Origin of the sequence: Candidatus Methylospira mobilis, from assembly GCF_009498235.1 — a bacterium.
GTDB lineage: Bacteria > Pseudomonadota > Gammaproteobacteria > Methylococcales > Methylococcaceae > Methylospira > Methylospira mobilis.
In genome coordinates this window covers 3,149,622-3,170,771 of sequence record NZ_CP044205.1, presented here as the reverse complement: position 1 = coordinate 3,170,771, position 21,150 = coordinate 3,149,622, and the positions used below count along the sequence as shown (strand labels likewise).

The 21,150-nt window shown below is 52.6% G+C and carries 32 protein-coding genes; all 32 read left to right on the top strand.

Translation table 11 applies throughout. From position 1 onward, the window contains the following. Positions 1-48: 48 nt before the first annotated feature. Entirely contained in the window at positions 49-873 is an 825-nt protein-coding gene (rplB, locus tag F6R98_RS14405; protein WP_153249641.1) for a 50S ribosomal protein L2, read from the top strand. 21 nt (positions 874-894) lie between these two features. Beyond that, positions 895-1,167 carry a 30S ribosomal protein S19 gene (gene rpsS, locus F6R98_RS14400; protein ID WP_153249640.1) on the top strand — a complete coding sequence of 91 codons (273 nt, stop codon included), beginning with the start codon at positions 895-897 and terminating at the stop codon, positions 1,165-1,167. Positions 1,168-1,184: 17 nt separating this feature from the next. Further along, entirely contained in the window at positions 1,185-1,520 is a 336-nt protein-coding gene (rplV, locus tag F6R98_RS14395; RefSeq protein WP_153249639.1) for a 50S ribosomal protein L22, read from the top strand. Between the two features lie 11 nt (positions 1,521-1,531). Then, positions 1,532-2,200 carry a 30S ribosomal protein S3 gene (gene rpsC, locus F6R98_RS14390; protein WP_153249638.1) on the top strand — a complete coding sequence of 223 codons (669 nt, stop codon included), beginning with the start codon at positions 1,532-1,534 and terminating at the stop codon, positions 2,198-2,200. Between the two features lie 14 nt (positions 2,201-2,214). Continuing rightward, a complete protein-coding gene (rplP, locus tag F6R98_RS14385; RefSeq protein ID WP_153249637.1) occupies positions 2,215-2,628 on the top strand; it encodes a 50S ribosomal protein L16 in 414 nt (137 codons plus the stop codon). Continuing rightward, positions 2,628-2,834: a 50S ribosomal protein L29 gene (gene rpmC / locus F6R98_RS14380; protein ID WP_153249636.1), complete on the top strand. Its 207-nt coding sequence runs from the start codon at positions 2,628-2,630 to the stop codon at positions 2,832-2,834. Before rplP ends, rpmC begins: the two co-directional genes overlap by 1 nt. After that, a complete protein-coding gene (gene rpsQ / locus F6R98_RS14375) occupies positions 2,831-3,091 on the top strand; it encodes a 30S ribosomal protein S17 (protein ID WP_153249635.1) in 261 nt (86 codons plus the stop codon). The genes rpmC and rpsQ overlap by 4 nt, the downstream gene beginning before the upstream one ends. Positions 3,092-3,151: 60 nt before the next feature. Continuing rightward, a complete protein-coding gene (gene rplN, locus F6R98_RS14370; protein ID WP_153249634.1) occupies positions 3,152-3,520 on the top strand; it encodes a 50S ribosomal protein L14 in 369 nt (122 codons plus the stop codon). 16 nt (positions 3,521-3,536) lie between these two features. Next, entirely contained in the window at positions 3,537-3,854 is a 318-nt protein-coding gene (gene rplX, locus F6R98_RS14365; protein WP_153249633.1) for a 50S ribosomal protein L24, read from the top strand. Positions 3,855-3,868: 14 nt separating this feature from the next. Then, positions 3,869-4,408: a 50S ribosomal protein L5 gene (gene rplE / locus F6R98_RS14360; protein WP_153249632.1), complete on the top strand. Its 540-nt coding sequence runs from the start codon at positions 3,869-3,871 to the stop codon at positions 4,406-4,408. Positions 4,409-4,419: 11 nt separating this feature from the next. Then, on the top strand, positions 4,420-4,725 hold the full coding sequence (gene rpsN / locus F6R98_RS14355; protein WP_153249631.1) for a 30S ribosomal protein S14: 306 nt from the start codon (positions 4,420-4,422) through the stop codon (positions 4,723-4,725). A gap of 54 nt (positions 4,726-4,779) precedes the next feature. After that, entirely contained in the window at positions 4,780-5,175 is a 396-nt protein-coding gene (rpsH, locus tag F6R98_RS14350; RefSeq protein ID WP_153249630.1) for a 30S ribosomal protein S8, read from the top strand. Between the two features lie 22 nt (positions 5,176-5,197). Then, positions 5,198-5,731, top strand: coding sequence for a 50S ribosomal protein L6 (gene rplF / locus F6R98_RS14345; RefSeq protein ID WP_153249629.1), 534 nt, complete (start codon positions 5,198-5,200; stop codon positions 5,729-5,731). Between the two features lie 11 nt (positions 5,732-5,742). Continuing rightward, positions 5,743-6,096, top strand: a complete 354-nt coding sequence (rplR, locus tag F6R98_RS14340) for a 50S ribosomal protein L18 (protein ID WP_228125253.1) — start codon at positions 5,743-5,745, stop codon at positions 6,094-6,096. 9 nt (positions 6,097-6,105) lie between these two features. After that, positions 6,106-6,618, top strand: a complete 513-nt coding sequence (gene rpsE / locus F6R98_RS14335; protein WP_153249627.1) for a 30S ribosomal protein S5 — start codon at positions 6,106-6,108, stop codon at positions 6,616-6,618. Between the two features lie 17 nt (positions 6,619-6,635). After that, positions 6,636-6,815, top strand: coding sequence for a 50S ribosomal protein L30 (gene rpmD / locus F6R98_RS14330; protein ID WP_153249626.1), 180 nt, complete (start codon positions 6,636-6,638; stop codon positions 6,813-6,815). A gap of 1 nt (position 6,816) precedes the next feature. Continuing rightward, entirely contained in the window at positions 6,817-7,254 is a 438-nt protein-coding gene (rplO, locus tag F6R98_RS14325; protein ID WP_153249625.1) for a 50S ribosomal protein L15, read from the top strand. Further along, a complete protein-coding gene (secY, locus tag F6R98_RS14320; protein WP_153249624.1) occupies positions 7,255-8,586 on the top strand; it encodes a preprotein translocase subunit SecY in 1,332 nt (443 codons plus the stop codon). Between the two features lie 40 nt (positions 8,587-8,626). Beyond that, positions 8,627-8,740, top strand: coding sequence for a 50S ribosomal protein L36 (gene rpmJ, locus F6R98_RS14315; protein ID WP_153249623.1), 114 nt, complete (start codon positions 8,627-8,629; stop codon positions 8,738-8,740). A gap of 77 nt (positions 8,741-8,817) precedes the next feature. After that, the gene (gene rpsM, locus F6R98_RS14310) at positions 8,818-9,174 is read left to right on the top strand and encodes a 30S ribosomal protein S13 (protein ID WP_153249622.1); all 357 of its coding nucleotides are present in this window, start codon (positions 8,818-8,820) and stop codon (positions 9,172-9,174) included. 20 nt (positions 9,175-9,194) lie between these two features. Further along, the gene (gene rpsK, locus F6R98_RS14305) at positions 9,195-9,581 is read left to right on the top strand and encodes a 30S ribosomal protein S11 (RefSeq protein WP_153249621.1); all 387 of its coding nucleotides are present in this window, start codon (positions 9,195-9,197) and stop codon (positions 9,579-9,581) included. Positions 9,582-9,598: 17 nt separating this feature from the next. Beyond that, entirely contained in the window at positions 9,599-10,219 is a 621-nt protein-coding gene (gene rpsD, locus F6R98_RS14300; RefSeq protein ID WP_153249620.1) for a 30S ribosomal protein S4, read from the top strand. A gap of 16 nt (positions 10,220-10,235) precedes the next feature. Further along, positions 10,236-11,219 (top strand): DNA-directed RNA polymerase subunit alpha, encoded by a 984-nt coding sequence (locus tag F6R98_RS14295; protein ID WP_153249619.1) that lies wholly within the window; start codon positions 10,236-10,238, stop codon positions 11,217-11,219. Positions 11,220-11,254: 35 nt separating this feature from the next. Next, a complete protein-coding gene (rplQ, locus tag F6R98_RS14290) occupies positions 11,255-11,626 on the top strand; it encodes a 50S ribosomal protein L17 (protein ID WP_153249618.1) in 372 nt (123 codons plus the stop codon). Positions 11,627-11,716: 90 nt separating this feature from the next. Then, entirely contained in the window at positions 11,717-14,581 is a 2,865-nt protein-coding gene (gene glnE, locus F6R98_RS14285; RefSeq protein ID WP_153249617.1) for a bifunctional [glutamate--ammonia ligase]-adenylyl-L-tyrosine phosphorylase/[glutamate--ammonia-ligase] adenylyltransferase, read from the top strand. Positions 14,582-14,995: 414 nt separating this feature from the next. Beyond that, entirely contained in the window at positions 14,996-15,922 is a 927-nt protein-coding gene (locus F6R98_RS14280) for a branched-chain amino acid transaminase (protein ID WP_153249616.1), read from the top strand. 8 nt (positions 15,923-15,930) lie between these two features. After that, on the top strand, positions 15,931-16,284 hold the full coding sequence (locus tag F6R98_RS14275; RefSeq protein WP_153249615.1) for a nuclear transport factor 2 family protein: 354 nt from the start codon (positions 15,931-15,933) through the stop codon (positions 16,282-16,284). Positions 16,285-16,320: 36 nt separating this feature from the next. Beyond that, positions 16,321-17,574: an ABC transporter substrate-binding protein gene (locus F6R98_RS14270; protein ID WP_153249614.1), complete on the top strand. Its 1,254-nt coding sequence runs from the start codon at positions 16,321-16,323 to the stop codon at positions 17,572-17,574. A gap of 9 nt (positions 17,575-17,583) precedes the next feature. Next, the gene (locus F6R98_RS14265; RefSeq protein WP_153251079.1) at positions 17,584-18,549 is read left to right on the top strand and encodes a PQQ-dependent catabolism-associated beta-propeller protein; all 966 of its coding nucleotides are present in this window, start codon (positions 17,584-17,586) and stop codon (positions 18,547-18,549) included. After that, the gene (locus F6R98_RS14260; RefSeq protein ID WP_153249613.1) at positions 18,549-19,271 is read left to right on the top strand and encodes an ABC transporter ATP-binding protein; all 723 of its coding nucleotides are present in this window, start codon (positions 18,549-18,551) and stop codon (positions 19,269-19,271) included. Before F6R98_RS14265 ends, F6R98_RS14260 begins: the two co-directional genes overlap by 1 nt. Positions 19,272-19,273: 2 nt before the next feature. Further along, positions 19,274-20,083, top strand: coding sequence for an ABC transporter permease (locus F6R98_RS14255; protein ID WP_153251078.1), 810 nt, complete (start codon positions 19,274-19,276; stop codon positions 20,081-20,083). Beyond that, complete coding sequence (rfbB, locus tag F6R98_RS14250) at positions 20,080-21,150, top strand: dTDP-glucose 4,6-dehydratase (RefSeq protein WP_153249612.1); 1,071 nt, start codon at positions 20,080-20,082, stop codon at positions 21,148-21,150. The genes F6R98_RS14255 and rfbB overlap by 4 nt, the downstream gene beginning before the upstream one ends.

The window sequence follows — 21,150 nt, the reverse complement described above, 5'->3', positions numbered from 1 at the left end:
GGGATCATTGAAGCTTTGAATGGCTAGGTAAAGTGGCGGAATCTTAAAATGGCTCTAATTAAATCAAAACCAACTTCGGCGGGCGCGCGTTTCGTAATTCGCGTCAAGACGCCGGGACTCCACAAGGGTAAGCCTCACGCCCCATTGGTGGAGAAAAAATCGCAACATGCGGGACGCAATAATCAGGGACGGGTTACAACGCGTCATCAGGGCGGCGGACATAAGCAGCTGTACCGCTTGATTGATTTCAAGCGCGATAAGTTCGGCATTCCGGGCAAGGTTGAGCGCATTGAATACGACCCCAACAGAACTGCGCATATAGCATTGATTGTTTACGCAGATGGTGAGCGTCGTTATATGATTGCTCCCAAGTCGCTGGTAGTCGGTCAGGAGATTCTTGCGTCCGAATTTGCACCTATTAAAGTCGGCAACAGTCTGCCGTTGAGAAATATTCCGGTAGGTTCCACTGTACATTGCGTAGAGCTGAAACCAGGGAAAGGTGCGCAGATTGCACGTAGCGCCGGTGCATCAGTACAGTTGGTGGCCAGAGAAGGCGCTTATGCGACCATACGTTTACGCTCCGGTGAAATGCGCAAGGTTCTGGTCGATTGCCGGGCTGTTATCGGCGAAGTTTCGAATTCCGAGCATAATCTTATTTCCCTGGGGAAGGCCGGCGCGAAACGTTGGCGCGGTGTTCGTCCCACGGTACGCGGTGTTGCAATGAACCCGGTCGATCATCCGCACGGTGGTGGTGAAGGGCGTACTTCGGGGGGTAGACATCCGGTTTCGCCATGGGGTATTCCAACCAAGGGATACAAGACACGTAATAACAAGCGCACTGACGATATGATCGTCCGTGATAAGCGCAAGTAAGCCTTTTGAGGGGAAATACCAGTGCCACGTTCAATCAAGAAAGGTCCGTTCATAGATCACCAGCTTCTTAAGAAAGTTCTGGATGCCGCTGAAGCGGGCGTAAAAAAGCCAATTAAAACCTGGTCGCGCCGCTCAATGATTATTCCTGAAATGATCGGATTGACGCTGGCGGTACATAATGGAAAGCAGCACATTCCGGTGCTGGTCTCCGACAATATGGTAGGACAGAAACTGGGCGAGTTTGCACCGACCAGGACGTACAAGGGCCATCAGGCTGATAAGAAATCAAAATAGTGAGTTGGTGAATCAAGATGGAAACCTCTGCGAAGCTTAATAACGCTCGCGTATCCGCTCAGAAGTGCAGACTGGTCGCAGATCAGATCCGCGGACTTGGCGTAGCACAAGCGATTGATCTTTTAGCGTTCAGCAACAAGAAGTCCGCGCACCTGGTAAAAAAAGTGCTCGAATCTGCTGTTGCCAACGCTGAACACAATGATGGTGCGGATATTGACGAGCTGCGTGTCTCAACCATATTTGTGGATGAAGGCGCTGCACTGAAGCGTATGAGGGCTCGTGCTAAAGGCCGTGGCAACCGGATTCTGAAAAGAACCTGCCATATTACCGTCAAAGTATCAGAGAATAAGTAAGGGCCTTTATCATGGGACAAAAAGTACATCCTACCGGTATCAGACTGGGATATATTAAAGACTGGACGTCACGCTGGTATGCGAACTCGCAAAATTACCCGCTGTATCTTCTTAAGGATATCAAGGTCAGAGAGTTTCTGAAAAAGAAGCTGGGTCATGCTTCAATTGGCCGCATACAGATCAATCGCCCTGCAAATAATGCGAACATCACCATACATACCGCGCGACCAGGTCTGGTAATCGGTAAGAAAGGCGAGGATATTGACGCATTGCGCCGCCAGGTCTCGGCTATGATGGGCGTGCCGGTACAGCTGAATGTTGAAGAAATACGCAAACCAGAACTGGATGCACAGCTAGTAGCGGAAGGCGTAGCGCAGCAGCTGGAAAAACGCATCATGTTCAGACGGGCCATGAAGCGTGCGGTTCAGAACACCTTGCGCCTGGGTGCCGAAGGTATCAAGATCAATGTAGGCGGCAGACTGAACGGTGCGGAAATTGCACGGAGCGAATGGTACCGTGAAGGTCGTGTTCCCCTCCATACTTTTCGCGCGGATATCGACTATGGCTTCGCCGAGGCGCACACGACGTATGGTGTTATCGGCGTCAAAGTCTGGATATTCAAGGGTGAAGTATTTCATGACGCTCCGGTCGAGACCAAGCACGCACCCGCTGAAGCGTAAAGAGGATATGAGCCATGTTGCAGCCAAAGAGAACAAAATATAGAAAACAAATGAAGGGCGACAACCGCGGGTTGGCGCATAGAGGAAGCAAGGTCAGCTTCGGTGAGTTCGGTTTGAAATCGGTGGATCGCGGCAGATTGACCGCGCGCCAGATTGAAGCGGCACGACGCACGATATCCCGTCATGTGAAGCGTGGCGGGAAAATCTGGATCAGAGTGTTTCCCGACAAACCAATTTCAAGAAAACCGCTGGAAGTTCGTATGGGTTCCGGTAAAGGTAGTGTAGAATATTGGGTTGCCCAGATTAAACCGGGTACGATGCTTTATGAGCTTGAAGGTGTGACCGAAGAACTGGCGCGAGAAGCGTTTCGATTGGCTGCAGCAAAGCTCCCGATAAAAACCACATTTACGATTCGGACGGTAATGTAATGAAAGCCAGTGAATTAAGAGTACAGTCCGTAGCGGAGCTGCAAAAGACGCAGATTGAGCTGTTGCGTGAGCAGTTTAATCTGCATATGCAAAAGGCAACCGGGCAACTGGCAAAGTCCGATCAGATTAAAAAGGTACGCCGGGATATTGCCCGCGTAAATACCATACTGACCGAAATTAACAGCAATAAGGGTTCAGTCGCATGAGTCAGGAACAGGAAGCCGTGCGCACTATCACGGGTCGTGTAGTGAGCAACAAAATGAACAAAAGCATATCCGTTGAAGTACAACGCCTTGTGCCGCATCCGGTATACGGGAAGTACATCAAGCGCAGCACCAAGCTGATGGCTCATGACGAAGATAACGCATGTTCGGAAGGTGATCTGGTAGAGATCACGGCAAGCCGTCCGCTTTCAAAGAACAAAGTGTGGAAGCTCCACAGGATTGTTGAAAAAGCGAAATAAGGCTTGGTTTGGAACGGATAGTCGGGCCTGATCGGCCCTGCAGATGAAAGGGGTTTTAAAATGATTCAAATGCAAACCTGCCTGGATGTAGCTGATAACAGCGGAGCGCGTCGGGTCATGTGTATCAAGGTGCTGGGCGGTTCTCACCGCAGATATGCCGGGATAGGCGACATTATCAAGGTCAGCATCAAGGATGCGATACCGCGCGGCAGAGTAAAAAAGGGTGAGGTCTACAACGCTGTCGTTGTGAGGACAAGAAAGGGTGTGCGCCGTGCGGACGGTTCCCTGATCCGCTTTGACGGAAATGCCGCAGTGATCCTGAACAATCAGCATCAGCCTTTGGGTACGCGTATATTCGGGCCGGTAACGCGCGAACTACGTACCGAGAAGTTCATGAAAATTATTTCCTTGGCGCCTGAAGTACTGTAGTCGAGGAGGAAGGCAAATGCGAAAAATTAAAAAAGGCGACCAGATTGTGGTTATAGCCGGCAGAGACAAGGGCAAACGTGGTGTTGTTCTCTCTCTGGAGGGCGAGAACAAGCTGATAGTGGAAGGTATCAACCTTGTACGCAAGCACCAGAAACCCAACCCCGGAAAATCGATTCAGGGTGGGATAGTTGAAAAATCACTGCCGCTGCATATATCCAATGTAGCGCTGTTTAATCCTGTCACCAATAAGGCAGATAAGGTTGGCATACGTCTGCTCGCAGACGGTCGCAAGGTACGGTTTTATAAATCGACCAGCGAAGTGGTAGACATTTAGCCGAGGGATTGTCGATGGCCAGATTACAAAAAACATATAAAGAGCAGATCGTACCCGAGTTGGTAAAAAAATTCGAATACAAGTCTGTAATGCAGGTGCCTCGTTTGAAGAAAATCACCCTTAACATGGGTGTCGGCGAAGCAGTGGCTGATAAAAAGATATTACAGAACGCGGTCGAGGATATGCAAAAAATAGCAGGCCAGAAACCAGTTATAACGCACGCGCGCAAATCGATTGCCGGTTTCAAGATCAGAGAAGGCATGCCGATTGGCTGCAAGGTTACCCTGCGCCGCGAAAAGATGTACGAATTCCTGGACAGGCTGATCAATATCGCCATCCCACGTATTCGTGACTTCCGCGGATTGAACCCGCGGGCTTTTGATGGTCGCGGCAGTTACTCCATGGGCGTTCGTGAGCAGATAATTTTTCCCGAGATCGATTACGACAAGATCGATGCGTTGCGCGGGATGGATATTACGATTACCACCAGCGCAGGGTCTGACGAAGAAGCGCGTGCATTGCTGGAACATTTTAAATTTCCATTTAGAGCCTAAGGACTACATTAATGGCCAAGAAATCCATGGTAATTCGGGAAGTAAAAAGAAAAAAGCTTGCCGACAAGTATTTCAAGAAAAGAACTGAATTACGTGATGCAGTTAAAAATATGGCTTTGAGCGAAGATGAACGGTACGAAGCATCTGTTCAATTGCAGAAGCTGCCGCGCGATTCTGCACCGATCCGTGGACGAAACCGCTGTAATCTGACCGGTAGACCGCATGGCTATTATCGTAAGTTCGGTCTTGGCAGGAACAAGCTTCGTGAGTCCGTAATGCGAGGCGATGTGCCGGGCGTAGTAAAAGCGAGCTGGTAAAGCTCTTCATAGATGATGACGCGGTGATCCGCAAATGTTCAAGAGAGAATTTGTATGAGTATGTCTGATCCGTTGGCCGATATGTTCAGCCGGATAATGAATGGTCAAGCTGCGGGCAAAACAGAATTGACTCTTCCCGGTTCGAGTTTAAAAGCGTCCGTGTGCAAGGTTCTGCGCGATGAAGGTTACATTGGCGATTATGCGCTGATAAAGGAAGGCAATAAAAGCATACTCAATATAAGTCTTAAATATTACAAGGGGTTGCCTGTAATTGAGCATTTGTCCAGAGTAAGCAAACCGGGTCGCAGAATTTACCGCGGTTCGCAGGAGTTGCCGAAGGTGCTGGGCGGGCTCGGCGTAGCCATAGTAACCACTTCGAAAGGCGTCATGACAGACAGGGCTGCTCGTGAACAGGGTTACGGCGGCGAAGTGCTGTGCGTAGTATCGTAAGCGAACAGGAACAGGTTTAAAGATGTCTAGAGTAGCAAAAAATCCTATAACCCTGCCTAAAGGGGTTACCGTGAATCTCGATGGCCATACGCTGAGTGTCAAAGGCGCCAAGGGAGAGATGGTTCGTGAATTACACCCTGCTGTCGGCGTTGCCGTCAATGAAGGCGTGATTACTGTCCAATCGGATCGCGATAACAAGACAATAGATGCCCTGGCGGGTACCACGAGGGCCAATATTAACAATATGGTTGTCGGAGTCAGCACGGGATATGAAAAAAAGCTGACTCTGGTTGGTGTCGGATACCGTGCTGCAGCCAAAGGTGACACATTGAGCCTTGCTCTTGGATTTTCTCATCCGGTCGAGTTTCAGGCGCCGGCAGGGATTACGCTGGAGACCCCCAGCCAGACCGAGATCATAGTTAAAGGATGCGACCGACAGGTTGTAGGTCAGGTAGCCGCCAACATAAGGTCTTATCGTCCGCCTGAGCCATATAAGGGTAAAGGAATTCGTTATTCCGATGAAGTAATCATCAGAAAAGAAGCGAAGAAGAAATAATAGGTGAAATGATGGACAAAAAAACATCCAGATTGCAGCGCGCCGCCAAAACACGGCACACCATACGCGAGCACGGAGTTAATCGCTTGAGCGTACATCGTACGCCGAGGCATATTTATGCGCAGGTCTTCTCTGCGGATGGTACAACTGTCGTCGCAAGCGCTTCGACGCTGCAGGTCGACATTAAATCCGGACTGACCGCAACAGGCAATGTCGCTGCTGCCAAAGCTGTAGGCGACGCCGTAGCAAAAAGAGCGATAGCCGCCGGTGTTACTTCTGTAGCATTCGACCGCGCGGGTTTCAAATATCATGGTCGCGTCAAAGCGCTCGCAGATGCTGCACGTGAAGCCGGACTGAAATTCTAGAGGATAGACATGGCAGCTAATAACCCAACCCAGAATAATAATACTGACGGATTTCAGGAAAAGCTTGTTGCCGTAAGGCGTGTTGCAAAAACCGTGAAAGGCGGTCGCCAGTTCGGTTTCACCGCGTTGACAGTGGTAGGCGACGGCAACGGCCGTATCGGCTACGGCTTATGTAAGGCCAGAGAAGTACCGGTCGCAATACAGAAGTCCATGGAGCAGGCGCGCAAGAATATGAAGCAGGTCCATCTGAATGGAGATACGCTGCACTATTCGATCATGGCGAGCACCGGAGCAGCCAAGGTATATATGCAGCCTGCATCCGAAGGTACCGGAATTATCGCGGGCGGGGCCATGCGAGCGGTGTTCGAAGTTGTCGGAGTGCATAACGTCCTGGCGAAGTGCATAGGAACCAATAATCCGATTAATGTAGTTAGAGCAACAATCAAGGGCTTGACCGAAATACGTGATCCCAAATTCGTGGCCGCCAAAAGAGGGCTGCCGCTTAAGGATATTACCGGTTAGGCCTGAAGGGTATTGAAATGAAACAGGTTCGTCTGACACAAATTAAAAGTAGCAACGGCAGGCTGGAAAGTCATAAAGCATGTCTGCGTGGGCTGGGTATTCGCCGGATGCATCATACGGTGCTGGTGCGCGATACGCCCGAAAACCGCGGCATGATAACCAAGGTTTGGTACATGCTGAAGATAGAGGATGTATAACATGTTTCTTAATACGATAGCTCCTGCGGAAGGAAGTAAGAAAAAATCCAAGCGGGTTGGTCGCGGCATAGGTTCCACCCTGGGTAAAACCTGCGGTCGCGGACATAAAGGACAGCATGCGCGTACCGGCGGATTTCATAAGGTCGGCTTCGAGGGCGGTCAGATGCCGTTGCAGCGCCGCTTGCCCAAGGTCGGTTTCAAATCCAGACAGAAAGCATTGTCGGCCGAAGTTCGGCTGCACGAATTGAATGCCGTTCAGGCTGAAGAGGTTGATCTGGCCGTGTTGATCGCCCTCAACATCGTTCCTGCTATAACCAAAAAAGTAAAAATTATAGATTCAGGCGCTCTGGAAAAGGCCGTTACACTGAAAGGTATTTCGGTAACCAAGGGCGCTCGCAAGGCGATTGAAGCGGCAGGCGGAAAAATAGTCGAGGTCTAAGTGAATACTGCTACCTCCCCGCTCTCGGATAAATTCGGTAAATTGACCGAACTGCGCCAGCGCTTGTTGTTCGTGCTGGGCGCATTGGTCGTATATCGCGTCGGCGCTCACATACCGGTGCCGGGTGTGGACCCGCGCGCTTTGGCGAGCATGTTTCAACAGCAGGGAGGCTCCATACTCGACATGGTTAACATGTTCTCCGGCGGCGCGCTGAAGCGATTGAGTATTTTTGCGCTGGGGATTATGCCTTATATTTCCGCCTCAATCATACTGCAACTGATGACTGTTGTCATACCGACGCTTGAACAGATTAAAAAGGAAGGCGAATCCGGGCGTAAACGCATTAATCAATATACCCGGTATGCGACTGTCGTATTGGCCAGTTTTCAGGCTGTTGGTGTCGGGATGGCTCTTCAGGGACAGTCCGCGTCCGGCGTGCCGGTGGTTATCGTACCCGGTTGGCAATTCGTTTTTATAACGGCGGTTTCCCTGGTTTCCGGAACCATGTTTCTGATGTGGCTGGGTGAGCAGGTGACGGAGCGCGGAATCGGCAACGGTATTTCGATAATCATATTTGCGGGTATTGTTGCCGGGTTGCCCTCTGCAATCGGTGGCACGCTGGAATTGGTGCGTACCGGTGAAATGGGTGCGCTTAGCATAATTTTGCTGTTTGCGGTTGCCGTCGCGGTAACTGCGGTAGTTGTATTCGTGGAGCGTGGACAGCGTCGCATAATTATCAATTATGCCAAGCGTCAGGAAGGCAAGCGCATGTATGCGGCTCAGAAAAGTTTCCTGCCGCTCAAGCTGAACATGTCAGGTGTTATTCCCCCGATCTTTGCGTCCAGTATCATACTGTTTCCAGCGACAATTGCCGGGTGGTTCGGCAGTGGTGAAAATATGGGCTGGTTGCAGGACATCGCTACCGCTTTGTCTCCCGGTCAGCCCTTGTATGTGCTGTGCTATGCTACCGCCATTGTTTTTTTCTGCTTCTTTTATGCAGCGCTGGTGTTCAACACCAATGAAACTGCAGAGAACCTGAAGAAATCCGGCGCATTCATACCGGGTGTGCGCCCAGGGCAGCACACTGCGCAATATATAGACGGCGTCATGACGCGGTTGACATTGGCTGGAGCAATTTATATCACCCTGGTGTGTTTGCTCCCCGAGTTCCTGATCGTGTACTGGAATGTCCCGTTTTATTTCGGGGGCACATCCTTACTGATTATTGTTGTGGTTGTAATGGATCTCACCTCGCAAATCCAGACCTATGTTATTTCTCATCAATATGAAGGGCTGATGAAGAAGTCAAGCATCAGGGTCAATAGAGGGTAGGTTGTTTTGTTCATAAAGATTTTGTGTGTAGGGAAATAATATGAAAGTACGTGCATCTGTAAAAAAGATATGCAGGAACTGTAAGGTACTCAAGCGTCATGGCGTCGTACGCATCATGTGTAAGGATGCGCGGCACAAGCAACGTCAGGGTTAGGCTTTTTTTTTTTAATAAAGATTGTATAATACTCGATTACCTTTTAGGTTCGGCTATAAGATCTGGAGATAGTTTAGATGGCACGTATTTCTGGGATTAATATTCCCGATCACAAGCACCTTGTGATTTCACTCACGGCGATTTACGGCATAGGCCGTACGCGCGCTGCTCACATTTGCAAGAATGTTGGTGTAGTACCTTCTACAAAAGTAAAAGCACTGAGCGAAGAGCAGGTCGAACGCATCCGTGAAGAGGTTGCCAGGTTTGTGGTGGAAGGTGATCTCAGAAGAGAAGTTGCCATGAACATAAAGCGCTTAATGGATCTCGGTTGCTATCGGGGGCTGCGCCATCGTCGTGGGTTGCCGGTGCGTGGCCAAAGGACGCGCACCAATGCACGCACTCGCAAGGGTCCTCGCCGCCCAATTCGCAAATAACTGAGTTAGAGGTTTAATCCATGGCTGTTGCTAGTCGCTCGACCAAAAAAATCAAAAAAGACGTGTCCGATGGAATCGCTTTTATCAGCGCATCGTTCAACAACACGATAATTACAATTACCGACCGCAAAGGAAACACGCTTTCCTGGGCTACCGCCGGCGCTTCAGGGTTTCGGGGCTCCAGAAAGAGCACGCCGTTCGCCGCTCAGGTAGCCGCCGAAAAAGCGGGATTAATTGCCAAGGAATACGGCATGAAGAATTTGGATGTACGCATCAAGGGGCCAGGGCCTGGAAGAGAGTCTGCAGTACGCTCTCTCAATAATCTTGGGTTTAAAATTACCAACATTATTGATGGCACGCCGATACCGCATAACGGCTGCCGCCCGCCCAAGAAGCGCCGCGTTTGATGCAGGAGTATTGATAAATGGCAAGATATTTAGGACCCAAATGTAAACTGAGCCGTCGCGAAGGGACGGATCTTTTTCTCAAGTCGCGCGGTAAATCCATAACCGAGAAATGTAAACTGGACCAGGTGCCGGGGCAGCATGGCGCCAAGCGCGGCCGAGTTTCCGATTATGCCGCCCAGCTGCGTGAAAAACAGAAGATGCGCCGTATTTACGGCGTGCTGGAGCGGCAATTCCGTAACTACTACGCGGCAGCAGCAGGACGTAAAGGATCTACCGGCGAAAATTTGCTGAACATACTTGAGTCGCGGCTGGATAACGTTGTTTACCGCATGGGATTTGCTTCAACACGTTCCGAAGCGCGGCAGCTGGTCAGTCATAAGGCGATTCTGGTAAACAACAAGGTGCTTAATATACCTTCCTACCAGGTCAGCAGCGGCGATCAGATCAGTGTTCGTGAAAAATCGCGGACCCAGCAGCGTATCAAGGATGCGCTTCAGGTTACCGAGCAGTACGGTTTCCCGTCGTGGGTCGAAGTCGATACGCAGAAAATGAGCGGCGTATTCAGATCTGCCCCCGAGCGCGTCGATCTGGGTTCCGACCTGAATGAACAGCTTGTTGTAGAATTGTACTCGAAATAATGAATGGATTGTCATAATGCAAAGTTATCTGGCAGAGCTGATTAAACCACGCTTAGTTGACGTAAGTTCGGAAGAGAGTAACAGTGCACGTATCGTTATTGAACCCCTCGAACGAGGTTACGGCCATACTCTGGGTAACGCGCTTCGACGAGTACTGTTGTCCAGTATTCCGGGTTATGCGGTTACCGAAGTTCAGATCGAAGGCGTGCCGCATGAATATTCCACTCTGGAAGGTGTACAGGAAGACGTCATTGACATCCTTTTAAACCTGAAGAATATCGCTATTCGCCTGGATATTGGAGAAAGCGCTGTACTGGAATTGGTAAAAAAAGGTCCCGGATCTGTTACAGCCGGAGATATCGCTTTAACAGGTAATGTTGAGATCGCTAATCCTGAACTTGTTATTGCCAACCTGACGTCAGCCGGTAAGCTCAACATGACGCTTAAAGTGGAAAAGGGCCGTGGTTATCAACCGGTTTCCCAGCGTGATGTGAGCAAGTCGGATATCAATGCAAATACCTTGTTGATAGATGCTTCTTTCAGCCCGGTCAGCAAAGTATCCTACACCGTTGAAAGCGCGCGTGTTGAACAGCGCACGGATCTGGATCGTCTGATTATCGAGCTGGAAACCAATGGCACCGTTAACCCGGAACAGGCGGTACGCAATGCCGCGTCAATCCTGAATGAACAGCTCGCTATTTTTGTCGACTTGCGTGGTCCGGTAGCCAAAAGCGTCGCCGACGACAAGCCGCGCTTCGATCCGTTGCTGCTGCGCCCGGTCGACGATCTGGAACTGACCGTTCGTTCAGCCAACTGTCTGAAAGCAGAAAACATATTTTATATCGGCGACCTGATTCTGCGTTCGGAAGGCGATTTGCTTAAAACGCCTAATCTTGGCAAAAAGTCGCTCACGGAAATCAAGGATGTTCTCGCGACGAAAGGTTTGTCTCTGGGAATGCATCTGGAGAACTGGCCGCCGGAAGGACTCTCGAAAGAGTAGTTTTGATAACATCATAAGAAACTCAGGGAAACACAATGCGCCACGGTAATTCCGGAAGGAAATTAAATATTACGGGCAGCCACAAAAGGGCACTCTTTAGAAACTTGACCATCGCTTTGCTGAACAACGAAATTATCAAAACCACGTTGCCGAAAGCCAAAGAGCTCCGCCGTTTTGCCGAGCCTTTGATTACATTATCCAAGAACGACACGCTGGCGGCTAAGCGTCTTGCATTCAGCCGTTTACGCAATCGCGACGCGGTAGTAAAACTGTTTGCGGAAATCGGTCCGCGTTACGCTAATCGTCCGGGTGGTTATCTGCGCGTTCTGAAGTGCGGTTTTCGGCCGGGCGACTCGGCTCCTTTGGCTTATGTTGAATTGGTAGATCGTCCGTCTGCGCCCGAGTAGACGGTATAGCCCTCCTGCACGAGAGGGGATTTAAAAGCGGACCTGGTGGCGACATCGGTCCGCTTTTTTAATTTGGCGAGACAGTAGCATATGAGCCGAAATAGACAGGAACTCCCGGAAGTGCTGCAACGGCAGGTCAGCGAATCCTGCGAACAACTGCTGAGCTACTTCTCCGCACATCAGTCCGGTCTTGCCGCCGAGCAGGTTGACGCCCTGTTGCGCGTCATGCCTTCGGTGTTTGCTTCCAGTCTTTTTGCCCGCAATCAGTGCAAATTATACCCTGACGTGTTCGTCGAGTTGGCCGTCAGCGGCTGCCTGTTCGATACGTTGGACGTCGGGAAGCTCGCCTTGTCGCTAAAGTGCTTTTTTTCGCAAGCAGGCGATGATGACGCGCTGATGTCGGGTTTGCGCCGCGTCAGAAACCGCGAGATGTTGCGCATAGCCTGGCGCGATATTGCCGGTTGGGACGATATAGATAATACACTGCGCGAACTGAGCATCTTGGCGCAAACGATAATAGCCGAAACCCTTGAGCATCTGTTCCAGCAGGCTTGTGATGCCTCGTCCGTACCGTTGACGCCCGAGGGTTTACCGCAACGTTTGGTGACGCTGGCCATGGGGAAACTGGGCGCATATGAACTGAATTTCTCGTCCGACGTCGACCTGATATTCGCATATGAGTACGATGGGGAGCTGTTCGATCGTTATCAAACCAGTTACGGTGAGTTTTATACCAGACTGATACGCCGGCTTATCAGGGTTTTGGATGAAACCACGGCGGATGGTTTTGTGTTTAGAGTGGATGTGCGTTTACGTCCCTTCGGCCAAAGCGGGCCATTGGTGATGAATTTTGCTGCCATGGAAACCTATTATGCGACGCAGGCTGGCGAGTGGGAGCGTTACGCGATGATCAAGGCGCGCGTTATCACCGGTGATTGGCCTTCAGCGCAACACCTGCAGTCGATGTTGCATGCTTTTACCTACCGGCGTTATCTGGATTACCGCGCGCTGGAGGAACTGCGCAGCCTCAAACAGAAAATCGGCTCGCAGTTGCAACGTAAGGATACGCCCGAAAACATCAAGCTGGGTAATGGCGGCATACGCGAGTGCGAGTTTATAGCGCAGGCGTTTCAATTGATACGCGGCGGACAGGAGCCGGGTTTACGGGAGCGCTCCATTATCCTTGTTTTGAAGAATCTGGCTGAACTGGGATATCTGCCGCAATCGGTTTCTGCGGATCTGATAACGCATTATCGTTTTCTGCGTACGGTAGAAAACCGGATACAGGAGTATGCCGACCAGCATATGCATACCTTGCCAGTCAGTGAAATACAGCAACTGGCTATGGCCTATGCGCTGGGGTTTTCCGGTTGGGCGAAGTGCAAGGCGCATATCGATGAAGTGCGAAAGGAAGTACGTCATCATTTCGAACAGACTTTCACGCTTCCGGTGACAGGTACGGATCATACGCAGATGGAAGCGCAGTCGCCCTGGCTGGAAATGGACAATGACGCGTTGCAGCAGGCATTGATCAGACTTGGATATGCCGAGTATTCCACGATACAGGCACTGCTGTCGGCGTTTTTTCATGGCGCAGCGGTGAAAAAACTTACAAGACGCGGACGTGACGCGTTGAATCGCTTGTTGCCATTGCTTTTGTCCATGGCCGGCAAGCAAATTCCGGATTGCCGAAACCAGGTAATCGAGCGTTTGCTCCACCTGTTGGAGGTGATTGCGACGCGCAACGTTTATTATACGCTGCTGATCGAAAATCCAGGCGCGCTTGAGCGTCTGGTCGAATTAGCCGCTTCCAGCGCCTGGATTATAAGCTATATAGCCGAACAGCCCTTATTACTGGATGAGTTGCTGGATAACCGTCAGCTTTATAAGCCGCTTAGCCGCCGGCAGTTGAGCGACGATCTTGTCATGCATCTGGCTCGGGTCGATACTGATGACACCGAAGCTTTATTGACTGCGCTGCGCCAGTTCAAGCAATCCAATGTGCTCAAAATTGCCGCTTCCGATATTGCCGGCATAATACCGCTTATGGTGGTGAGCGATTATCTGACCTGGTTGGCCGAGGTTCTGGTTGACGCGGTGCTCGCGCAGGCATGGCGTGTCACTGCGCTGAAGCATGATATCGGCGAAGAAGCTCGTGAGCCGGGTGTACAGGGCTTTGCCGTAATTGCATACGGCAAAATGGGCGGATTGGAAATGAGTTACAGCTCCGACCTGGATCTGGTTTACCTCTATGAAGACACGCTGCCGCCGGTAACCGAAACACCTTCCATGTTTTACGCGAAACTCGCGCAACGCATGCTCGGCATGCTTTCCGCGCAGATGCTGTCCGGCAGGCTCTACGAAGTCGATCTAAGACTGCGTCCCAGCGGCAATTCCGGGCTGCTGGTCAGCAGCATGAGCGCTTATGAGCATTACCAGATGAACAATGCCTGGGTCTGGGAGCTGCAGGCGCTGGTGCGCGCGCGCTGGGTGGCGGGCGACCGGCGTCTGGAAGCCGGTTTTAATGCGATACGGGCCGGCGCACTTGCGCGCGCGTCATCCCTGGATGGGCTGCGATTATCCGTCGTGGAGATGCGGGAGAAAATGCGCGGCCGCTTGCTGACCGATGTTGCGACGCGCTTCGACCTCAAGCAGGGGCGCGGCGGCGTGGTCGATATCGAGTTTATAGTACAATTCGGCGTATTAAAGCATGCTGCGCAATATCCGGCGCTGTTGCAGTATACGGATGTGATGCGCCTGCTTGATGCTTTGGGTGAAACAGGCTACCTGGACGAGGAAAGTCGTGAACTCCTCAAACAGAGTTACCGCCTTTTCCGGGAGCGCATACATAGCGCGGCGTTGCTGCACGTGAACGCCGGCATACCGGTCACCGAAGATATCGAAACCCGCAACGGCGTCCTTGCTATCTGGCGGCAAATCATGGAAAGCGATTGAGACTTGCCTTGTGCGCCATATCTCAGTTATCAGCGCGGGAAAGGAGCGTAAGTTCGTATTCGCCTGACACCCATGACTGAGGCCCTTGCCGCAGACGGTTTCGCCAACCTTATCTGTAGCTCCTTTTCAACGTCACGCTCTGTGGTGCTGAATAGTCACGTTTATAGTACAATCATGGAATACATGGCGTGCAGCCCATAATACATGCACTTTGGATCGTAGCAATTGTTCCGGGCCGCAAGTCGCGCCGAAATAATAGAACTGCACTATGACAGGCTCCTTTCCCCGACCCGCTACGAACTCCGAGCCGCATTTTTAGCAGAAAAATAATAACATTATGTAAATTAAGTGGCTGTGGCCTGTTTCCGTATCGGCGGTGCAGGGTTCTGTCAATCCAATCTGGAGAGAAATTAAATGGCGATGGATGATAAAGACGGCGTAATCTGGCTGGACGGCGAGTGGCTGCCTTGGCGCGAGGCCAAGGTTCATGTGCTGACCCATACGCTGCATTACGGCTGCGGCGTGTTCGAAGGGGTTCGCGCTTATAAGGCGGAAAAAGGCACGGCCATATTTCGTCTGCGTGACCATACCGACCGTCTTTTCCGTTCCGCCCATATCATGCAGATGAAGATGCCCTACGGCAAGGACGAGCTCGACGGCGTTCAGCTTGAGGCGATATCCAGAAACGTACTGTCCAGCGCCTATCTGCGTCCGATGGTTTTCTTCGGATCTGAAGGCATGGGCTTGCATGCGGCGAATCTTCAGGTGCATGTCATGGTGGCGGCCTGGGAATGGGGCAGCTATCTGGGCGCGGAGAACATGGAAAAAGGCATCCGCATCCATACCTCGTCCTACACGCGCAATCATGTCAACAGCCAGATGTGCAAGGCCAAGGCCAACGGCAATTACATCAACTCTATACTCGCCGTGCGAGAAGCGGTCGCAGCGGGTTACGATGAGGCCTTGCTGCTGGATCATGAAGGCTATGTTGCCGAAGGCAGCGGGGAAAACATTTTCATCATACGTAAAGGCGTGCTTTACACCCCTGACCTGACCTCGGCGCTGGAGGGCATCACCCGCGAAACGCTGATAACCATAGCGGAAGAGCAAGGGCTGCGCGTGATTGAGAAACGCATCACGCGAGATGAGGTGTATGTAGCGGACGAGGCGTTCTTTACCGGCACCGCTGCGGAAGTCACGCCGATACGCGAGCTGGACGGACGCACGATCGGCGAAGGCCGGCGCGGTCCGATTACCACGCGTCTGCAGGCCCTGTATTTCGATTATGTGCACGGGCGCATCGCCGGGCATGCCGACTGGCTGAGTTATACCGGCGGCTAGTTGCAGTCATGATCGACAAGGCTTTCGCAGACCGGTTTGCGGCGGACTGGATTCATGCCTGGAACAGGCATGACCTTGAACGGGTTCTGTCGCATTACAGCGACAACTTCGAAATGTCGTCGCCTGTCATTATCCAGGTTGCGGGCGAAGCGTCAGGGACACTGAAGGGCAAGGACGCCGTGGGCGCATATTGGGCGAAAGCACTGCAATTGATTCCCGATCTTCAGTTCGAGCCCGTTGCCACGCTGCTCGGCGTAAACAGCATTACCCTGTATTACAAAAGTGTCCGTGGTCCGGCCGCCGAGGTGTTTCATTTCAACCAGGACGGCAAGGTTGTCAGGGCTTATGCGCATTATTCCTAATCGTTTGGCTTCCCGTCAGATTTTGCTGTGTGCAGATTGAATAGTCGCGACTTGATCCATCATCCGGCGTGCCTGCCGCTGATAGTTTTCTGCCTGGGCATCCTGCTCGCGGATGCGAATGCCGCACAAAAGCCCGTAGCACCGCATCCGAAACCGTCTGTTGCCGCGGAGACACCCGAAAAAACACGCGATGCGCAGTTGACTTTGGGCTATCTTGGGCAGACCAGGCCGCAAGCGGTCGCGCCTCCTTTCTTTCAGGATGCCGCCACCGCTCAGGGCGTACAGGGCGCGCTGCTGGGTATAAAAGACAACAACACGACCGGTGTTTTCACGCGTCAGCATTTCGAGCTGAAACAGGTCGTCGTCGGCCCGGAAGAAGACGTAACGCAGGCGTACAGGAAATTGCTGGCCGAAGGCGTCCAACATATTATTGTCGATGTGCCGGCGGAAAAGCTGTTAGAACTGTCGGGCATGCCTGAATCCGCTGATGTGCAGATCTATAATGTCGGCAGCGACGACGACGCATTGCGCGGCGCGCATTGCGCTGTCAATACCGTGCATTTGCTGCCCAGCCAGGCGATGCGCGCCGATGCGCTGGCCCAGTTTTTATTGAAAAAGCGCTGGCAGAAATTGTTGCTGGTGGTGGGGCCGCTGGAAACCGACAAGTCTTATGCCCAGGCGCTGAAACGCGCGGTCAAAAAATTCGGCCTGAAAATAGTGGAAGAAAAGCAATGGCTGCATAGTTTTGACGATCGCCGAACTCCAGAGTCAGAAGTTCCTGTTTTTACCCAGGGTGTAGAGTATGATGTCGCGCTGTTGGCGGATACCGGCGACCTGTTCGGGCATTACTTTCCCTACCGCACCTGGCTGCCGCGCCCGATAGCCGGTACGCAGGGTCTGGTGCCGCGCGCCTGGTATTACACCCACGAACAGTGGGGCGCGCTGCAATTGCAGAATCGCTTCCGCCGGCAGAGCGGGCGCTGGATGACGGAAATAGATTATGCCGCGTGGCTGGCGGTGCGCGCGGTGGGCGAGGCGGCTACGCGTACGCAGTCGATCGACTATGCCAAAATCAGCGGGTTTATGAAAAGCGCGGAATTCTCGCTGGCCGGCTTTAAAGGCATGCCGTTGTCGTTCCGCGCATGGGACGGGCAGTTGCGCCAGCCTATGCTGCTGGTCGATAACGATTACCCTGTCGGCATCGCCCCTCTGGAGGGATTTCTTCACCCTAAGAACGAGCTGGATACGCTGGGCATGGATCAGGCCGAAACTCAATGCCATGGGAGATAATCCATGAGAATGAAAATACTGTGTTTTTCGTGGCTGGCTGCTGCGGCGCTGATCAGCGCGCCCGTCAGCGCCGAAACGGTTTATGTGACCCTGGAAAAGGACGATGCGCTGGCTATAGTCGATGGCGCAAGCGGTAAGCTGCGGAAGACCGTTAAAATCGGTAAACGCCCGCGCGGCGTTGCGCTCAGCGCCGACGGCAAGACGCTCTACGTTGCAATCAGCGACGACAACACGATTATTGCGATAGACAGCCATTCCCTGAAAACGCTGGCGCGCCTGCCTTCCGGCGCAGACCCCGAAACTTTCGCACTGGACCCCAAAGGCGAGTATATCTACGTCTCCAATGAAGACGACAACCAGGTGACGGTGCTGGATATCTCCAAACGCAAGGCGATCAAAAAAATAGCGGTAGGCCTGGAGCCGGAGGGAATCGCCGCAAGCCCGGATGGGCGTTGGGTAGTCTGCACCAGCGAAACCACCAATATGGCGCACTGGATCGACCGAGGGAAACTCGAAATTGTCGAAAATACCCTGGTCGATCCGCGCCCGCGCGCGGTCGCGTTTACCGCGGACAGTCAACAGCTGTGGCTGAGTTCGGAGATTGCCGGAACCGTATCGGTATTCGATGCGAATACGCGACAGCCGCTTAAAAAAATCAGCTTCCGGATTCCGGGAGTGACCCAGGAAAAAATTCAGCCGGTAGGTATGGTTATCGACCGCCAGCGGCATTATGCCTATGTTGCGCTGGGGCCTGCAAACCGGGTGGCGGTGGTCGACGCGCAAAAGCTGGAAGTAATCGATTACTGGCTGGTGGGACAGCGGGTATGGAATCTGGCGTTTTCTCCCGATCAGCAGCGCTTGTACACCACCAACGGCGTCAGCAATGATATTTCCATAGCCGATCTGGAAGCGCGTAAAGTCACCAGGTCGGTGGCTGTCGGGCAGTATCCCTGGGGCGTGGCGGTAAAACCCTGATGTTGAAAGTCAGCCGCCTTTCCTATTCTTACGGGCGCAAGCTCGCGCTGGACGATATCAGTTTCGAAGTGCAGCCGGGGCGTTGCACCATGCTGCTCGGGCCGAACGGCGCCGGCAAAAGCACGCTGTTCTCACTGATTACGCATTTGTATGACAGTCCTCAAGGGCAGATCGAAATAGCCGGTTACAATCTGCTGCAACAACCCTGTCAAGCGCTGGCAAAGCTGGGCGTGGTGTTTCAGCAGCCGACGCTGGATCTGGATTTAAGCGTGCTGCAAAATCTGCGCTATCATGCCGCATTGCATGGACTGCCGCGCGCGGAGGCGGACAAGCGAATCCAGGAAATGCTGGAACGCCTGAATGTGTCTGATCGCCGCCTGGATAAAGTGCGCACCCTCAATGGCGGGCATCGGCGGCGCGTCGAGATTGCCCGCGCCTTGTTGCATCGTCCCGCCTTGCTGTTGCTGGACGAACCCAGCGTCGGTCTGGACGTGCCCAGCCGCCGGGCGATGGTGGATCATATACACGCTTTGGCCGGCGATAGTCATATGGGCGTATTATGGGCGACGCACTTGATAGATGAAGTCTCCGACCGGGACAGCCTGATCGTGCTGCATCAGGGAAAAATTCGAGCGCACGGATCGGTAGCGGGTGTCCTGCAGGCGACGGGCAGCGCCAGCCTCGATGCCAGCTTCAGGGCTTTAACGGAGGCGGCGGCATGACTCTGTCCTTGTTTCATTATCTACGCGCTTTGTACGGCATCGTCGGGCGCGAACTGTTTCGCTTCGTGCATCAGCGTGAGCGTTTTATTTCGGCATTGGTGCGCCCTTTGCTATGGTTGTTTGTGTTCGCCGCCGGTTTTCGCTCGACGCTGGGTATCGCGATCATCCCTCCTTACGAGACCTACATACTTTACGAAGTTTACATCACGCCGGGTTTGCTCGGCATGATCCAGCTTTTTAACGGCATGCAGAGTTCCCTGTCCATGGTCTACGACCGAGAGATGGGCAGCATGCGCACTTTGCTGGTCAGCCCGCTGCCACGCTGGTTTTTGCTGACCGCGAAATTGCTGGCGGGTACGCTGGTGTCCATTTTGCAGGCCTATGCTTTTCTGGCCGTCGCCTGGGGCTATGGTATACAAGCCGAGCCTTCAGGCTATATCAGCGTTTTTCCTGCGTTATTGTTGTCGGGGTTGATGCTGGGCGCGCTTGGCCTGCTGCTTTCTTCCGTGATCAAACAGCTGGAAAATTTTGCCGGGGTGATGAATTTTGTCATCTTCCCGTTGTTCTTTTTATCCACGGCACTGTATCCGCTGTGGAAACTGCAGGAATCCAGCGAATTGCTTTACCTGCTGGCGCGCTATAATCCGTTCAGCGCGGCAGTAGAGTTGATACGCTTTGCTCTGTATGGCCGGCTCAATGTCCCGGCGGGGGCGGTAGTGCTGGCAACGCTGATGGCGCTGATGGCGAGCGCCATTTACGGATACAATCCGTCAAAAGGCTTCATGCAACGAAAAGGAAACGCCAACATATGAATAAAAAAACCTGGCTGGTAACAGGCGGCGCCGGATTTATCGGAGGCAACTTCGTACTGCGCCAAATGGCGCGCGGAGAGGTTATGGTGATAAATCTCGACGCGCTGACTTATGCAGGAAATCTGGCGACACTATCGGGCATAGAGGATCACCCTGACCATTATTTCGTCCTGGGTTCCCTCAATGACCAGCCTTTGCTCGGTTATCTGCTGGAAACATGGCAGCCGGACGCCATCGTCAACTTCGCGGCGGAGAGCCATGTGGATCGTTCCATAGACAGCGCCGAGGATTTTGTGCAAACCAATCTGGTCGGCACTTTTCATCTGCTTGAAGCTGCGCGGCATTACTGGAATGGCCTGTCTGTAGAAAAGCGCGCCGCATTCCGGTTTTTACACGTATCCACCGATGAAGTGTACGGGAGTCTGGGCGAAACCGGCCTGTTTACCGAAACGACTCCCTATCAGCCCAATTCACCGTATTCGGCAACCAAGGCGGGTTCCGATCATCTAGTGCGCGCCTGGCATCATACCTATGGCCTGCCGGTGCTGACCACCAATTGTTCCAACAATTACGGCCCTTACCAGTACCCTGAAAAATTAATCCCGCTGATGATCCAGAATGCCTTGGAGGGCAAAGCCTTGCCGGTGTACGGTCAGGGCGCCAATATCCGAGACTGGCTATATGTGGAGGATCATTGCCGGGCGATAGAATGCGTACTGGAAAACGGCCAGCCTGGCGAGGTGTACAACATCGGCGGGCATAATGAAAAAACCAATCTGGAAGTGGTTCACACCCTGTGCGCGCTGCTGGATGAACTGGCCCCCGATTCGGCGCAGGGTCCGCATCGGCAATTGATTCAATTCGTAACCGACAGGCCGGGGCATGATCAGCGCTACGCCATCGACGCCGGCAAGATACAGCGCGAGCTGGGATGGGTGCCGGAGGAAACCTTCGAGACCGGTTTGCGTAAAACCGTGCAGTGGTATCTGGACAATGGCGAATGGGTTCAGAGTGTTATCAACGACTGCCATCACCAATGGATAAAAACCCAATACGATGAGCGTTAG

Bases quoted from the DNA above. Each gene is read 5' to 3' on its own strand.
- rplB (WP_153249641.1), top strand. From the start codon at position 49: ATGGCTCTAATTAAATCAAAACCAACTTCGGCGGGCGCGCGTTTCGTA.
- rplV (WP_153249639.1), top strand. From the start codon at position 1,185: ATGGAAACCTCTGCGAAGCTTAATAACGCTCGCGTATCCGCTCAGAAG.
- rpsC (WP_153249638.1), top strand. From the start codon at position 1,532: ATGGGACAAAAAGTACATCCTACCGGTATCAGACTGGGATATATTAAA.
- rplP (WP_153249637.1), top strand. From the start codon at position 2,215: ATGTTGCAGCCAAAGAGAACAAAATATAGAAAACAAATGAAGGGCGAC.
- rpmC (WP_153249636.1), top strand. From the start codon at position 2,628: ATGAAAGCCAGTGAATTAAGAGTACAGTCCGTAGCGGAGCTGCAAAAG.
- rpsQ (WP_153249635.1), top strand. From the start codon at position 2,831: ATGAGTCAGGAACAGGAAGCCGTGCGCACTATCACGGGTCGTGTAGTG.
- rplN (WP_153249634.1), top strand. From the start codon at position 3,152: ATGATTCAAATGCAAACCTGCCTGGATGTAGCTGATAACAGCGGAGCG.
- rplX (WP_153249633.1), top strand. From the start codon at position 3,537: ATGCGAAAAATTAAAAAAGGCGACCAGATTGTGGTTATAGCCGGCAGA.
- rplE (WP_153249632.1), top strand. From the start codon at position 3,869: ATGGCCAGATTACAAAAAACATATAAAGAGCAGATCGTACCCGAGTTG.
- rpsN (WP_153249631.1), top strand. From the start codon at position 4,420: ATGGCCAAGAAATCCATGGTAATTCGGGAAGTAAAAAGAAAAAAGCTT.
- rpsH (WP_153249630.1), top strand. From the start codon at position 4,780: ATGAGTATGTCTGATCCGTTGGCCGATATGTTCAGCCGGATAATGAAT.
- rplF (WP_153249629.1), top strand. From the start codon at position 5,198: ATGTCTAGAGTAGCAAAAAATCCTATAACCCTGCCTAAAGGGGTTACC.
- rplR (WP_228125253.1), top strand. From the start codon at position 5,743: ATGGACAAAAAAACATCCAGATTGCAGCGCGCCGCCAAAACACGGCAC.
- rpsE (WP_153249627.1), top strand. From the start codon at position 6,106: ATGGCAGCTAATAACCCAACCCAGAATAATAATACTGACGGATTTCAG.
- rpmD (WP_153249626.1), top strand. From the start codon at position 6,636: ATGAAACAGGTTCGTCTGACACAAATTAAAAGTAGCAACGGCAGGCTG.
- rplO (WP_153249625.1), top strand. From the start codon at position 6,817: ATGTTTCTTAATACGATAGCTCCTGCGGAAGGAAGTAAGAAAAAATCC.
- rpmJ (WP_153249623.1), top strand. From the start codon at position 8,627: ATGAAAGTACGTGCATCTGTAAAAAAGATATGCAGGAACTGTAAGGTA.
- rpsM (WP_153249622.1), top strand. From the start codon at position 8,818: ATGGCACGTATTTCTGGGATTAATATTCCCGATCACAAGCACCTTGTG.
- rpsK (WP_153249621.1), top strand. From the start codon at position 9,195: ATGGCTGTTGCTAGTCGCTCGACCAAAAAAATCAAAAAAGACGTGTCC.
- rpsD (WP_153249620.1), top strand. From the start codon at position 9,599: ATGGCAAGATATTTAGGACCCAAATGTAAACTGAGCCGTCGCGAAGGG.
- F6R98_RS14295 (WP_153249619.1), top strand. From the start codon at position 10,236: ATGCAAAGTTATCTGGCAGAGCTGATTAAACCACGCTTAGTTGACGTA.
- rplQ (WP_153249618.1), top strand. From the start codon at position 11,255: ATGCGCCACGGTAATTCCGGAAGGAAATTAAATATTACGGGCAGCCAC.
- glnE (WP_153249617.1), top strand. From the start codon at position 11,717: ATGAGCCGAAATAGACAGGAACTCCCGGAAGTGCTGCAACGGCAGGTC.
- F6R98_RS14280 (WP_153249616.1), top strand. From the start codon at position 14,996: ATGGCGATGGATGATAAAGACGGCGTAATCTGGCTGGACGGCGAGTGG.
- F6R98_RS14275 (WP_153249615.1), top strand. From the start codon at position 15,931: ATGATCGACAAGGCTTTCGCAGACCGGTTTGCGGCGGACTGGATTCAT.
- F6R98_RS14265 (WP_153251079.1), top strand. From the start codon at position 17,584: ATGAAAATACTGTGTTTTTCGTGGCTGGCTGCTGCGGCGCTGATCAGC.
- F6R98_RS14260 (WP_153249613.1), top strand. From the start codon at position 18,549: ATGTTGAAAGTCAGCCGCCTTTCCTATTCTTACGGGCGCAAGCTCGCG.
- rfbB (WP_153249612.1), top strand. From the start codon at position 20,080: ATGAATAAAAAAACCTGGCTGGTAACAGGCGGCGCCGGATTTATCGGA.